This is a genomic window from uncultured Algibacter sp., from assembly GCF_905480415.1.
Lineage (GTDB): Bacteria > Bacteroidota > Bacteroidia > Flavobacteriales > Flavobacteriaceae > Algibacter_B.
Window position 1 is genome coordinate 1 of record NZ_CAJQQI010000035.1, and the last position, 13,092, is coordinate 13,092.

The 13,092-nt window shown below is 32.4% G+C and carries 15 protein-coding genes; 12 read left to right on the forward strand and 3 right to left on the reverse strand.

The window, feature by feature from the left end; genetic code table 11:
• The 6 genes from QZ260_RS03130 to QZ260_RS03155 form a co-directional block, all read left to right on the forward strand.
• Window positions 1-324: OsmC family protein (locus QZ260_RS03130; RefSeq protein WP_295982627.1), on the forward strand; the 324-nt coding region annotated here is incomplete at its 5' end.
• Entirely contained in the window at window positions 317-1,294 is a 978-nt protein-coding gene (locus tag QZ260_RS03135; protein ID WP_295982629.1) for a permease, read from the forward strand. The genes QZ260_RS03130 and QZ260_RS03135, both read left to right, overlap by 8 nt.
• Before the next feature lie 17 nt (window positions 1,295-1,311).
• A complete protein-coding gene (locus QZ260_RS03140; RefSeq protein ID WP_295982632.1) occupies window positions 1,312-1,749 on the forward strand; it encodes a nitrophenyl compound nitroreductase subunit ArsF family protein in 438 nt (145 codons plus the stop codon).
• Window positions 1,750-2,460: an aromatic aminobenezylarsenical efflux permease ArsG family transporter gene (locus QZ260_RS03145; RefSeq protein ID WP_295982634.1), complete on the forward strand. Its 711-nt coding sequence runs from the start codon at window positions 1,750-1,752 to the stop codon at window positions 2,458-2,460. It abuts the gene before it with no gap.
• A 201-nt stretch (window positions 2,461-2,661) separates the two neighbouring features.
• Window positions 2,662-3,405 carry a tRNA pseudouridine(38-40) synthase TruA gene (truA, locus tag QZ260_RS03150; protein ID WP_295982635.1) on the forward strand — a complete coding sequence of 248 codons (744 nt, stop codon included), beginning with the start codon at window positions 2,662-2,664 and terminating at the stop codon, window positions 3,403-3,405.
• Entirely contained in the window at window positions 3,406-5,175 is a 1,770-nt protein-coding gene (locus tag QZ260_RS03155; protein WP_295982636.1) for an ABC transporter ATP-binding protein, read from the forward strand. It begins immediately after the preceding gene.
• A 119-nt stretch (window positions 5,176-5,294) separates the two neighbouring features.
• On the opposite strand, the gene QZ260_RS03160 is transcribed toward QZ260_RS03155, so the two are convergent.
• Genes QZ260_RS03160 through folP form a run of 3 tightly spaced genes read right to left on the reverse strand, consistent with a single transcriptional unit; the run spans window position 5,295 to window position 7,622 of the window.
• The gene (locus QZ260_RS03160; protein WP_295982638.1) at window positions 5,295-6,080 is read right to left on the reverse strand and encodes a diadenylate cyclase; all 786 of its coding nucleotides are present in this window, start codon (window positions 6,078-6,080) and stop codon (window positions 5,295-5,297) included.
• Window positions 6,081-6,115: 35 nt separating this feature from the next.
• Window positions 6,116-6,775 (reverse strand): hypothetical protein, encoded by a 660-nt coding sequence (locus QZ260_RS03165; RefSeq protein ID WP_295982639.1) that lies wholly within the window; start codon window positions 6,773-6,775, stop codon window positions 6,116-6,118.
• 22 nt (window positions 6,776-6,797) lie between these two features.
• Complete coding sequence (gene folP / locus QZ260_RS03170) at window positions 6,798-7,622, reverse strand: dihydropteroate synthase (RefSeq protein ID WP_295982640.1); 825 nt, start codon at window positions 7,620-7,622, stop codon at window positions 6,798-6,800.
• 267 nt (window positions 7,623-7,889) lie between these two features.
• Here folP and QZ260_RS03175 point away from each other — a divergent pair, with 267 nt between their 5' ends.
• The 6 genes from QZ260_RS03175 to prmA form a co-directional block, all read left to right on the forward strand.
• The gene (locus tag QZ260_RS03175) at window positions 7,890-8,435 is read left to right on the forward strand and encodes a DUF1599 domain-containing protein (protein WP_295982647.1); all 546 of its coding nucleotides are present in this window, start codon (window positions 7,890-7,892) and stop codon (window positions 8,433-8,435) included.
• Complete coding sequence (locus QZ260_RS03180) at window positions 8,432-9,742, forward strand: BT_3928 family protein (RefSeq protein WP_295982641.1); 1,311 nt, start codon at window positions 8,432-8,434, stop codon at window positions 9,740-9,742. The genes QZ260_RS03175 and QZ260_RS03180 overlap by 4 nt, the downstream gene beginning before the upstream one ends.
• A gap of 14 nt (window positions 9,743-9,756) precedes the next feature.
• Window positions 9,757-10,833 carry an ABC transporter permease gene (locus QZ260_RS03185; protein WP_295982650.1) on the forward strand — a complete coding sequence of 359 codons (1,077 nt, stop codon included), beginning with the start codon at window positions 9,757-9,759 and terminating at the stop codon, window positions 10,831-10,833.
• A gap of 40 nt (window positions 10,834-10,873) precedes the next feature.
• A complete protein-coding gene (locus QZ260_RS03190) occupies window positions 10,874-11,359 on the forward strand; it encodes a TlpA disulfide reductase family protein (protein ID WP_295982642.1) in 486 nt (161 codons plus the stop codon).
• Window positions 11,360-11,401: 42 nt separating this feature from the next.
• Window positions 11,402-12,160, forward strand: a complete 759-nt coding sequence (gene tpiA / locus QZ260_RS03195; protein ID WP_295982644.1) for a triose-phosphate isomerase — start codon at window positions 11,402-11,404, stop codon at window positions 12,158-12,160.
• A 155-nt stretch (window positions 12,161-12,315) separates the two neighbouring features.
• A partial coding sequence (gene prmA / locus QZ260_RS03200; protein ID WP_295982646.1) for a 50S ribosomal protein L11 methyltransferase occupies window positions 12,316-13,092 on the forward strand: 777 nt, incomplete at its 3' end.

Below are 13,092 nucleotides of genomic sequence, written 5' to 3' on the forward strand. Positions count from 1 at the left end.
ACTTCAAAAACTGCCGAAACCTTGCCCAATCCTGCGGAATTATTCTTGAGTTCTTTTGCTGCCTGTATTCTTAAAAATGTTGAACGTTTTTCGGGTATGATGAAATTTACCTATACAAAAGCCACTCTTGAAGTGAATGCGACACGTCTCGAAAATCCGCCAAGGATGGATAATATTGTTTACGATTTGACAATTTATACCCACGATAATAAGCTTAATTCAGACTTACTTAAAAAGAATATTGAAAAGTTTGGTACGATTTATAATACTGTAAAATTGTCTAGTTCTATTTCAGGGACTATTAGGGCCATAGAAAATGTTTGATTGGATACAAAATATAGTAGATTGGTTGGTTTATAATGTCTTTAATTTAAACGAAGGACAACATTTAGCCGAAGCCTTAAATTTCTTTATTTATGACACCACAAAGATTCTAATATTACTTTTTGTCGTCATCTTTTTTATGGGAATCGTCAATAGTTACTTTCCTATAGACAAGGTTAAAAATTATCTATCAAGACATAAATTATTCGGACTAGAATACCTTATGGCAAGTCTTTTTGGTGTGGTAACACCTTTTTGCTCTTGTTCATCAGTGCCTCTATTTATAGGTTTTGTGAGAGGTGGAATTCCATTAGGGGTAACCTTTTCTTTTTTAATTACTTCGCCTTTGGTCAATGAAGTGGCAATTGGGCTTTTTATAGGCTTGTTTGATTTAAAAACAACAATAATCTATGTGGTTAGTGGTATAATATTGGGAACAATATCCGGTGTTATACTTCATAATCTTAAATTGGAACGCTATCTAACACCATGGGTTAAAGAAGTATTAGTAAATGCTCAAAGAGATCAAGACCTGTTTCATGCAGAAAAACAAACTATTAAACAGCGCGTACCAATTATTTGGACAGAGGTCATAAAAATCCTTAAAGGCATTATTCCTTATGTTATAGTCGGCATCGCAATTGGTGGACTCATGCACGGCTATATTCCAGAAGGATTTTTTGAAAAATACATGGATAAAGACAACCTTTTTGCTGTTCCTATTGCGACTATTTTGGCTGTGCCTATGTACTCTAATGCTTCAGGCATACTTCCAGTGGTTCAAGTACTAGTAGTCAAAGGGATTCCATTAGGAACAGCAATCGCCTTTATGATGGGCGTTGTTGGTTTGTCATTACCACAAGCAATGCTATTAAAAAAAATAATGACACTTAAACTCATTGCCATCTTTTTTGTTGTCGTTGTTCTTTGTATAATCCTATCAGGATATTTATTTAACCTCATATTATAATTCATAAATCTATTAAAATGAAAACAATCAAATTTTTTACTGTTTTAGCAATTAGTTTACTACTTACCTCTTGTAATAGTCAAAATAAAACCAATACAATTTCTTTAGATAAATCCATTTCAAAAATAGAAGTTCTTGATTTTCATTCAACGCACAGATGTATGACGTGTAATGCGATTGAAGCAAATACGAAATACACGTTGAATACATATTTTGCAAAGGAACTGAAAGATGCTAAAATCACATTTCAGGTTATCAATGTAGATAAAAAGGAAAACGAAAAAATTGCAGAAAAATTCGAGGCATCGGGAACAGCTTTAATACTAAACGTGATAAAAAATGGGAAGGAAACTCAACTAAATTTAACTGATTTTGGCTTTATGAATGGTAATGACCAAGTAGTCTTTTCTAAAGAACTAAAATCTAAAATAGACACGGAATTAAAAACGCTCTAAATGGATTTTTTACAATCGCTTTTAGAGAATTACAATATCCCAATAGTGTCGGCATTTATACTCGGACTCATGACCGCAATTAGTCCGTGTCCTTTGGCGACTAATATCACTGCAACCGCTTTTATTTCTAAAAATATTTCGAGTAAGCGGAAAGTGTTTTTAAGTGGATTACTTTATTCTTTAGGAAGAGCTTTTAGTTATACTTCAATTGGCTTGATATTATATTTTGGTGCAAGTAAATTCCATATTGCTCGATTTTTCAATCAGAATGGAGAGAAATATTTAGGTCCTTTATTAATTTTAATTGGGTTGATAATGCTAAATATTATGAAGCTCAATTTTTTGGGAAAATCGAATTTTCAAGAAAAACTATCTAAAAAATTTAAGGACAAAGGACTTCTAGGTTCTTTCATGATAGGAGTAGTTTTCGCTTTGGCCTTTTGCCCATATAGTGGCGCATTGTTTTTTGGAATGTTGATCCCTATGACAATGGCATCAGCAGATGGCCTTTATTTGCCTATTGTATTTGCATTTGGCACAGGATTGCCCGTAATTCTTTTCACCTACTTACTGGCGTTTACAGCAGGAAAAGTTGGTATATTCTATAACAGGATTACTAAAATTGAAAAAATAATGCGAATGGTAGCAGGTGTCGTTTTTATATTAACTGGATTGTATTATGCTTTTATTTTTACTGGAATATTAGGATAGCTATATTAAGAAGTTACATATACAATTAATACAACGCCAACAAAAATCACAAAAGAGTATGTCTTTAATAGGACTAGCGCGTGTGCGGAAAGAAAATCCCGCCGGTAATAACACATTTTTTAATATATAATTAAGATTAGGGGCTTTATGGGAAGCACAATTCTATCTATCTTTGTGCTTTTACGAAATAAATAGAACGCATTGAGGTATTTTATAGAACTTTCTTATAATGGTAAGGGGTATCATGGTTGGCAAAATCAACCGAATGGCATTACTGTTCAAGAAGTTGTTGAGAAGGCCTTATCGACCTTGCTTAACGAACGGGTTTCTATAATGGGCGCGGGACGCACCGACGCCGGGGTGCATGCCTCACAAATGTTTGCACATTTTGATACGGCTATTATTTTTAAAGCGCCCGATTTAATTTTTAAGCTAAATTCTTTTTTACCAAACGATATTGCTATTGCGGCTATTTTTGAAGTAAAACCTGAAATACATGCGCGTTTTTATGCCTTAAGTAGAACGTATTTGTACCGCGTTAGCGTTAATAAAAATGTATTTACGTTTGATAACAGCCTATATGTAAAGCATGCTTTGGATGTTGATAAAATGAATGAAGCTTCGAAAATTTTATTTGAGTATAAAGATTTTCAATGCTTTTCAAAGACGCATACCGATGTAAAAACGTATAATTGTGATATTATGCAAGCAAAATGGATTGTTAAAAATGATGAGCTTCATTTTGTTATAACAGCGAATCGGTTTTTACGAAATATGGTGAGAGCCATTGTTGGTACCATGATAAACATTGGATTGGGTAAAATGGATATTGATGGGTTGCATACCATTATCCAATCTAAAAATAGGAGTGAAGCCGGATTTTCTGTTCCTGCACAAGGCTTGTATTTAACTAATATTGAATATCCAAAAGATATAATACTATAGATGAGTAAAACGAAAGAAAGTATTTTTGATTTTAAACTTTTTAAGCGACTTTTTGAATACATAAAGCCTTATAAAGCGATTTTCTTTGGATTGATTTTACTGGTGGTTTTGTTGGCTATTTTTAGTGCTGCGACACCATATATAACTAAATATGCTATTGATGATAGCATTACAAATAGAGTTGAAAAAGATTTTTTGTTTTATATATTACTCATGCTTGCGGTTTTAGTGCTACAAACCGTTTTTCAATTATTATTTATTTACTATGCCGCTTGGCTAGGACAAAATTTAGTGATGGATGTGCGTGTGAAGTTGTTCGACCATTTACTTCGTTTTAAAATGAAGTATTATGACAATTCTTCGGTTGGGTTACTTATCACTCGGGCTGTAACGGATATGGAACGTATTGCTGATATTTTTGGGCAAGGTCTTTTTATGATTTTTAAAGACTTATTGGCTATGGCTGTGGTTTTTGGAGTTATGGTGTATCTTAATTTCAAGTTGAGTCTTATTGTTTTTATAATGTTGCCGGTGTTACTTTATGCAACTCGAATTTTTCAAAAGTATATGAAAAAGGCATTTGAGGAAGTGCGAACAGAAGTTTCTAATTTGAACTCCTTTGTTCAAGAGCGGTTAACAGGCATGAAGATATTACAGTTGTTTACGCGTGAAGATTTGGAATTAAAGAATTTTAAAGCAATAAATGAACGCCACAAAAAAGGATGGATTAAAACCGTTTGGTATAACTCGATCTTTTTTCCTTTAGCCGATTTATCGTCATCAATAACCATTGGTTTGGTAGCTTGGTATGGCGGATTGAATGTGGTTTTAGAAAACAGTACAGTATCGCAAGGCGATTTAATTGCTTTTATCATGTTTGTACCTATGTTGTTTAGACCATTGCGCCAAATAGCAGATAAGTTTAATACGCTTCAAATGGGAATGGTGGCAGCAACTAGAGTGTTTAAGGTGATTGATACCACGTCTCAGATTGATGATTTAGGAACTCATGTCGTTGATTCGTTTAAAGGGGATATAAAATTTGATAATGTTCATTTTAGTTATGTTGAAGATGAAGAAGTTTTAAAAGGTATTTCTTTTGATGTGAAAGCTGGAGAAACCGTCGCTATTGTTGGAGCTACAGGAGCTGGTAAATCGACTATTATTAATTTACTAAATCGTTTTTATGAAATCGGTGATGGTGTTATAGCTGTGGATGGTATTGATATTAAAGATGTGACTTTATCATCGTTAAGAACTCAAATCGCTGTGGTATTACAAGACGTGTTTTTATTTGCAGATACTATTTTAAATAATATTAAGCTAAATCATCCAGAGATTACTGAAGAACATGTGTTTCAGGCGGCTAAAGATATCGGGATTCATGATTTTATAATGACGTTGCCTAATGGTTACCATTATAATGTTAAAGAGCGTGGCGTGATGTTGTCTTCTGGTCAGCGTCAACTCATTTCGTTTTTAAGAGCTTATGTAACGAATCCAAGTATTTTAGTTTTAGATGAAGCTACATCTTCAGTAGATTCGTATTCAGAGCAACTCATTCAAAATGCTACCAATAAAATCACTAAAGGTAGAACCTCTATAGTTATTGCACACCGTTTAGCCACGATTAAGAAGGCGGACAAAATTATTGTTATGGATGCTGGTAAAATTGTAGAACAAGGCACTCATAAGCAGCTACTCAAAAAAGAAAACGGGTACTATAGGAATTTATATGAGGTTCAATTTATGAAGGAGGAAGTGGCTTAGTCTAAAATTATTTAGGTACAAAATATTTTAAATTTAGACTTCCTTAAAGGAATAAAACGGCAACTATTAAGATTGATATTCATATATATAATATGAGGAAGAGTGCTAAAAACAATACATTAGGCCAAGTCTTTTTTAATCATCTTATTAAGTTCATTTGTGTCTTCAAAAACAACAAATTCTCCATCTTTAAAATATGAAATATGCCCCGTTTCTTCACTTACTGCAAGGGCTAAGGCATCTGTTTTTTCGGTAACTCCAATAGCAGCTCTGTGGCGCAAGCCAAAACGTTTAGGGATGTTTTTTTCGTTATTAACCGGTAGGATAACTCGTGTTGCTTTTACAATATTATTGCTAACAACAATAGCACCATCGTGCAACGGACTATTCTTGAAAAATATGCTTTCTATAATAGGTTGAGTCACTTTTATATTCATTTCATCACCAGATTGCGATAAGAAATCTAAATTATTATTACGCTCAAAAACAATAAGCGCTCCAGTTTTAGACATCGACATCTTGTTGCAAGCAGATATCACTGCGTCAACATCAGTTTCGTCATTTGTCTCTGTTTTCAAAAAATTAATTTGCTGTAAAAACTTGCGTCGCCTTCCAAAATTTGTGGAACCAACCATCAATAAAAATTTCCTAATTTCTGGTTGAAAAACAACAATTAGGGCAATAATACCCACTTTCATAAAACCACCAAAAATGCCTGTTAGCAGTTCCATATTCAGGAAATCGGTTAACCGCCATGCGCCATAAATGATGATAATTCCAATGAAAATATTGATGGCAACCGTACCTTTAATTAATCGGTAAGCATAGTAGAGGAGTAGTGCTACTAAAATAACATCTATAATATCTACAGCGGTAAATTTTAAAAGGTCTTTAAAAATATCCAATGGTGGCGGGTTTTGGTAAATTTAATAAAATATGGTTAATAAATGAATTCGTTATTTGATATAGTAATATTTTCTGAATCTAATTTCTCTATAATAGATTTTATACTGATGTATTCTTGAAAAGTTAAGCTGTCTTTAAATTCTAAGTAAATTAATGATTTATTTAAATTAAATAAATCATTAATAGTTTTTATTAAAGAAGATTTATCCGCTTGAAATACTTTATTATCTGAAGTAATAATTCTTATGTCATTTAAGTGAAAAACTAACATAGACGTATCATCGCTATTAAGTTCTTTATCATAACCATTTGCATCATTAAAATAAACGACATCCGTAAACTCAATAAACCCTAAATTCTGTCTGCTTGTATCATTACAAGTAAAATAGTTTTTGGCTTCTTTATTTTTATGACTAGAGTTTTTCTTTTTCTCTTGAAGAAATTTTAAATGAGGAATAGCTTGTTTAAGCGTTAAGCGTTTATCGACATTAATCAACCAATTAGTAGTACTGATGAGGTTTTTTCTATTGAGTTCCACACTGTCTTTTTGAATTTCATCATAGAATAAATAGGCATGTGAAACATCTTGAATTTTTGAAATTTCACAATAATTTATTTCTGGTAAATAAAGTATTTTTTTGTTTCCGCAGGAAAAAACAAAAAACACAGTAATTAATAATATAAAATATTTCATTCTTTCTTAACGACTTAACGACTTAACGACTTAACGACTTAACTAAAGTAATACATTCCATAGCTTCTTTAACATCATGAACTCTTAAAATGGATGCGCCTTTTTGCAATGCTATAGTATTCAAAACGGAAGTTCCGTTTAAGGCTTCTTTAGCGGAGGTTTCTAAAGTTTTATAAATCATTGACTTTCTAGATATTCCAATAAGCAGAGGTTTTTCAATGATTTTGAATAACTCTAGTTTATTTAATAATTCAAAATTTTGCTCTAAAGTTTTTGCGAAACCAAATCCAGGATCAACCATGATATCAATAATACCTGCGGCTTTTGCGGCGGCTATTCTTTCAGAAAAATAAAATAATATATCTTTTAATAAATTATCATATTCGGTTTGTTGCTGCATGTTTTGAGGTGTACCTCGCATATGCATCATAAGATAGGGCACATGTAAATCAGCAATTGTTTGTAACATATGTTCGTCTAACTTTCCAGCAGAAATATCATTAATCATACAGGCTCCAGCTTCAATACATTGTTTTGCGATTTCACTTCTAAACGTATCTATGGATAGTAATGTTTCAGGAAATTCTTTTAAAATCAACTTAACAATAGGGAGTATGCGTTTCAATTCATCAATTTCACTAATATGGTCTGCATTAGGGCGAGAACTATATGCGCCAACATCAATAAACGTTGCACCTTCGCTAAGCATACGCTCAACATGATTTAAAACTTCGACTTCGTTTTTATGAGCACCTCCATCATAAAATGAATCGGGGGTAATGTTTAAAATACCCATCACTTTTGGTGACGCTAAATCAATGAGTTTGCCTTTGCAATTAATAGTCATTTATACAGTTTTGTAAAGAGTTGGTACATAGTTTAAAACTTTAAACCATAAACCTTGAAGGTTTTAATTATTTATGCGAAATTTACGCAAAATTGATATTGAACTCATCTTGATTTATTGTTTTTAACCGAAAATGAGATAAAATTTATTTAGATGAGGCTCTTTTTGAAAAACATAGCATCGCTACGTATAAAAAAAGTAACGTAATATTAATGAATTTTAGCCATTTTTTAGGAAACAGAAAAAATTAAAATGAGTTCACCATTTATGCAAGATACTTCAAAACAATACGATGCAGTAGTCGATACCTGCAAAAGTTTATTTATTAAGAAAATGGGTGATTACGGAAGTGCATGGAGAATCCTTAGGTTACCATCACTAACGGATCAAATATTTATTAAAGCGCAACGTATTAGAAGTCTTCAGCAAAATGATGTTAGAAAGGTTGATGAAGGAGAAGTAAGTGAATTTATTGGTATAATTAATTACTGTATTATGGCGTTAATTCAATTAGAAAAGGGAGTTGTAGAGCAACCTGATATGTCTACCGTGGAAGCTACAAAATTATATGAAGAAAAAGTATCTGTTACTAAACGGTTGATGGAAGATAAAAATCATGATTATGGTGAAGCATGGCGAGATATGAGAGTGAGTAGTTTGACTGATTTAATTTTGCAGAAGTTATTACGGGTTAAACAAATAGAAGATAATAAGGGCAAAACAATTGTAAGTGAAGGGATTGATGCTAATTATCAAGACATGATTAACTATGCTATATTTGCTATGATTCATTTAAACGAAGATAAATCATGAAGGTATTAGTAAGCATATCGAGAATATTAGTTGGCGTATTGTTCATTTTTTCTGGATTTATAAAGCTAAACGACCCATTAGGATTTTCTTATAAACTCCAAGAATATTTTAGTCCAGATGTATTGAATATACCATTCCTAGAGCCTTATGCTTTAATAATTTCAGTTTTAGTAGTGGTTTTTGAAGTTGTTTTAGGCGTCTTTTTACTCATTGGATATAAACCTAAATTTACGGTTTGGAGTTTACTTTCAATGATTGTATTCTTCACGTTTTTAACGTTTTATGCAGCCTATTTTGAAAAGGTAAAAGATTGCGGCTGTTTTGGCGATTTTATTAAGTTGAAGCCTTGGGAAACGTTTTGGAAAGATATTTTGCTTTTAGTACTGATTCTTATACTTTTTAAAGGTGTAAAACATATTCAACCCGTATTTGGAAAACTTTCAATAACAGTTTTAGCATTACTAAGTTTTATTATTAGTTTATGGTTTGGTTATCATGTGTTAATGCATTTACCATCCATAGATTTTAGAGCTTACGCCATTGGTAAAAATATTCATGAAGGCATGATTGTTCCAGAAGATGCACCAAAACCTATTCAGGAATATAGTTGGAAGTTTAATGTTAATGGAGAAGAAAAGGTTATTAAAACTAATGGATCATATCCGTCAGTTGATGGTGATTTTGTAAGTGTTGGTACTAAAGTAATTCAAGAAGGTTATACGCCTCCGGTAGTTGACTTTTCAATTGAAAGTGCAGATGAGGATTTAACTACACATTTTTTAGAACAAAAAAATCTAGTTGTCGTGGTATCTTATAATTTAGAAAGCATAGAACGTGCTGGAGCTTTAAAGCTAAATGCTTTACAAGATTACGCTAGAAAAAATAATTATCAAATAATAGGTTTAACAGCATCAGGAGAAGAAGCAAAACAGCGTATTAACGATGCTTATAATATTGATTTCGATTGGTATTTATGTGATGAAAAAGCGCTTAAAACCGTGGTGCGTTCTAATCCAGGGATTTTAGAGTTAGATAAGGGGCTTGTGAAACAAAAAGTCCATTGGAATGATATGGATGATTTAGAACTGCCTAAAGTTGAAAGAAAGCCTGAACCAAAAAAAGTTATAGACACTATTGCTTATTTTGTAAACGATGAACCTTCAACAAAAGAAGGTGTTGAAGCTATAGATTCAGAAAGAATTGAAAGTGTAAACGTTATTAAGGATTCTATTCAACTTAAAACACTAAATACTCAAAACAATACCTTTTACACAGGAATAATAGAGGTTAAACTTAAAGATGAATAATTAATTCAAGGCACCTGATAAATTATCTACTAAATAAAATATTTTACGCATTACTTACATTAATTGGAGTAGTTACAGTTATCTTCTTTTTATTTAGTGTACTACCCGGAGATCCTGCTCAAATGATGATGGGGCAAAATGATGATAGCGAACAGTTAGCTATTGTTAAGAAGAAATACGGATTCGATAAACCCATCAGCACGCAGTATTTATATTACTTAAACGATTTATCACCGATCTCATTTCACTCAAACAATTCAGAAGACTATACGTTTTTAAGAGAGGGAAAGTATGGTGCCACAAAATTATTTTCATTAGGCAGTACGACAACAGTTATAAAGAAACCTTATTTAAGAGAATCTTTTGCTAAACAAGGTAAAAGAGTTAGTGAAGTGTTGGCTGAAACCTTGCCAAATACATTTGTTTTAGCAGTTTCGGCAATTATTATTGCTATAATTTTAGGTATTTTTTTGGGGATTATTTCAGCATTATATAAAGATAAATGGCTGGATAAAACCATTCAAATTTTTAGCACGCTCGGAATGAGTATCCCATCATTTTTTAGTGCCATACTATTCGCATGGTTCTTTGGCTATTTGTTACATGATTTCACCAATTTAGAAATGACAGGAAGTCTATATGAACTTGATGATTTTGGAGAAGCCTTTCATATTAAATGGAAAAACTTAATACTTCCAGCGGTAGTTTTGGGTATCCGTCCGTTGGCTGTAGTCATTCAATTAATGCGTAACTCTTTGTTGGAGGTATTCAACCAAGATTATATTCGAACTGCGCGAGCTAAAGGTTTAAGCGAATTTCAAATCATAAAACGACATGCTGTTAAAAATGCACTAAATCCGGTAGTTACAGCTATTTCTGGTTGGTTTGCATCTATGTTAGCAGGAGCTGTTTTTGTAGAGTATATTTTTGGATGGAATGGCTTGGGTAAAGAAATCGTAAACGCCCTAAACACATTAGATTTACCAGTAATTATGGGTTCGGTGTTAATTATCGCGGTAATGTTTATAATTATCAATATTTTTGTGGACCTAATTTATGTATGGTTAGACCCTAAAGTAAAATTAGAATAAATACTTATAACGGTATAAATACCTTGAAAGAAACTAAAACATGAAGAAAATATTCTATATTTTAATACTATCCATAACAATATTTAGTTGCAATTCACAAACACCAACACAATTTTCAGAAGGGGCTTTAAACGATGAATTTATTAGTTTAGAAGGCGATTCAATAGCTTTTAGAGATATATTAAAATCACATTCTGAAGCGGCTTTAGTTATTGATATTTGGGCATCATGGTGCGGGGATTGTATAAAAGGTATGCCAAAATTAAAAGCATTACAAAAAGAATTTCCTGATGCGGCTTATCTGTTTTTATCATTGGATAAGAATGAAGATGCATGGAAACGAGGTATTAAAAAGTACAATGTTCAAGGAGAGCATTATTTCATGAAATCAGGGTGGAAAGGTCCTTTTGGGGAGTTTGTAGATTTAGACTGGATACCAAGATATATGGTTGTTGATGCTAAAGGAAATATTAAATTATTCAAAGCTGTAAAAGCTGATGATGAAAACTTAAAACAAAATTTATAAATAATTAATAAAATCCCTTAATTCAAAAAGGGTAAATAAACCATGAGAAAAAACATCGTAGCAGGAAACTGGAAAATGAACAATGATTTAGCAGCATCTAAAAAGCTGGCAAATCAAGTTGCGAAATTAGTTAAGAAAAACAAAGTAAAAGGGACTAAGGTTATAATAGCTCCAACGTTTGTAAACCTAGAACGTGTTGCTAAAGCAACTAAAAAATCAAAAGTTAAAGTAGCTGCTCAGAATATGCATTTTGCTGAGAGTGGCGCGTTTACAGGAGAAATATCTCCAAAAATGTTGAAGTCTATAGGCGTTAAAACTGTTATTTTAGGACATTCAGAGCGTAGAGAATATTTTGGTGAGGATGACGCTCTATTAGCAAAAAAAGTAGATGCAGCTTTAGAAAATAAAATGGATGTTATATTCTGCTTTGGTGAAGTTTTAGAAGATAGAAAATCTGGAAAACAAGAGCACGTAGTAGAATCGCAGATTAAAAATGCTTTATTTCATTTGGAAGCAAAAGCTTTTGATAACATTGTTTTAGCTTATGAACCGGTTTGGGCTATAGGTACAGGCGAAACTGCTAGTCCAGAACAAGCACAAGATATGCACGCATTCATTAGAAAAACAGTAGCCAACAAGTATGGAGATGAAGTTGCTAATGAGGTTTCTATTCTTTATGGTGGTAGTTGTAAACCAGGTAACGCGCAAGAAATTTTCTCTAAGCCAGATGTAGATGGTGGTTTAATTGGAGGTGCAGCACTTAATGCTGAAGATTTCTTAGCAATAGTTACTGCGTTTTAAATAACTAAAAATAATTTTGGCGTTACCCCGAATAAAAATCGGGGTCGCGCTATACTTTACAAGTCCTCACTATCCCGATAAAAATCGGTATAGTTGCGGGCTTTTCATTGCAATCGCTAACGCGGGCTCATCAGTAAATATAATAACCCAAGGCTATGTCCAATACAATCTATATCGGTTACTACTTTAAAGTTAAACCGCTTCAACCAGCAGTAGAAATTTTAATTGCGGAGCTAGGTTATGCAGGTTTCGAAAGTTTTGTAGAAACCGAGGAAGGCGCTACGGCTTATATTCAAAAAGAAGAATGGAACGACAATATTCTTGATGATATTCAAATATTGAATTCTGATGAATTTGAAATCACTTGTACTTTCGAAGAGATTGAGCAGGTCAATTGGAATGCCGAATGGGAAAAGAATTTTAATCCTATTGTAGTCGATAATGTTTGTGCAGTTCGAGCACCATTTCATGATAAGTTTGATACCCAATACGATATTGTTATAGAGCCAAAAATGAGTTTTGGTACAGGGCATCATGAAACCACACACATGATGATTCAACATATCTTAAAAAACGATTTCAAAAATAAATCGGTTTTAGATATGGGTTGCGGAACAGGTGTTTTAGCAATCCTTGCGGAATTAAAAGGAGCTTCAAAAATTGATGCTATTGATATTGATAATTGGTGCTATTTAAATAGCCTGGAAAATATTGAACGAAATAATTGTAAAAATATTATGATTTATGAAGGAGATGCAACACTTCTTCAGGGTAATAAGTATGACATAATTATTGCTTATATTAATAGAAACATTCTACTGAAAGATTTGAAACAATATGCAAGTTGTTTGTCAAAAGATGGTATACTCTTTTTAAGCGGATTTTATCAAAATGATATAAAAATTATTGAAACAGAGTGCAATAAGTATATG

Bases quoted from the DNA above. Each gene is read 5' to 3' on its own strand.
- tpiA (WP_295982644.1), top strand. From the start codon at position 11,402: ATGAGAAAAAACATCGTAGCAGGAAACTGGAAAATGAACAATGATTTA.
- QZ260_RS03135 (WP_295982629.1), top strand. From the start codon at position 317: ATGTTTGATTGGATACAAAATATAGTAGATTGGTTGGTTTATAATGTC.
- QZ260_RS03175 (WP_295982647.1), top strand. From the start codon at position 7,890: ATGCAAGATACTTCAAAACAATACGATGCAGTAGTCGATACCTGCAAA.
- QZ260_RS03190 (WP_295982642.1), top strand. From the start codon at position 10,874: ATGAAGAAAATATTCTATATTTTAATACTATCCATAACAATATTTAGT.
- QZ260_RS03145 (WP_295982634.1), top strand. From the start codon at position 1,750: ATGGATTTTTTACAATCGCTTTTAGAGAATTACAATATCCCAATAGTG.
- folP (WP_295982640.1), bottom strand. From the start codon at position 7,622: ATGACTATTAATTGCAAAGGCAAACTCATTGATTTAGCGTCACCAAAA.
- QZ260_RS03140 (WP_295982632.1), top strand. From the start codon at position 1,312: ATGAAAACAATCAAATTTTTTACTGTTTTAGCAATTAGTTTACTACTT.
- QZ260_RS03165 (WP_295982639.1), bottom strand. From the start codon at position 6,775: ATGAAATATTTTATATTATTAATTACTGTGTTTTTTGTTTTTTCCTGC.
- QZ260_RS03155 (WP_295982636.1), top strand. From the start codon at position 3,406: ATGAGTAAAACGAAAGAAAGTATTTTTGATTTTAAACTTTTTAAGCGA.
- QZ260_RS03180 (WP_295982641.1), top strand. From the start codon at position 8,432: ATGAAGGTATTAGTAAGCATATCGAGAATATTAGTTGGCGTATTGTTC.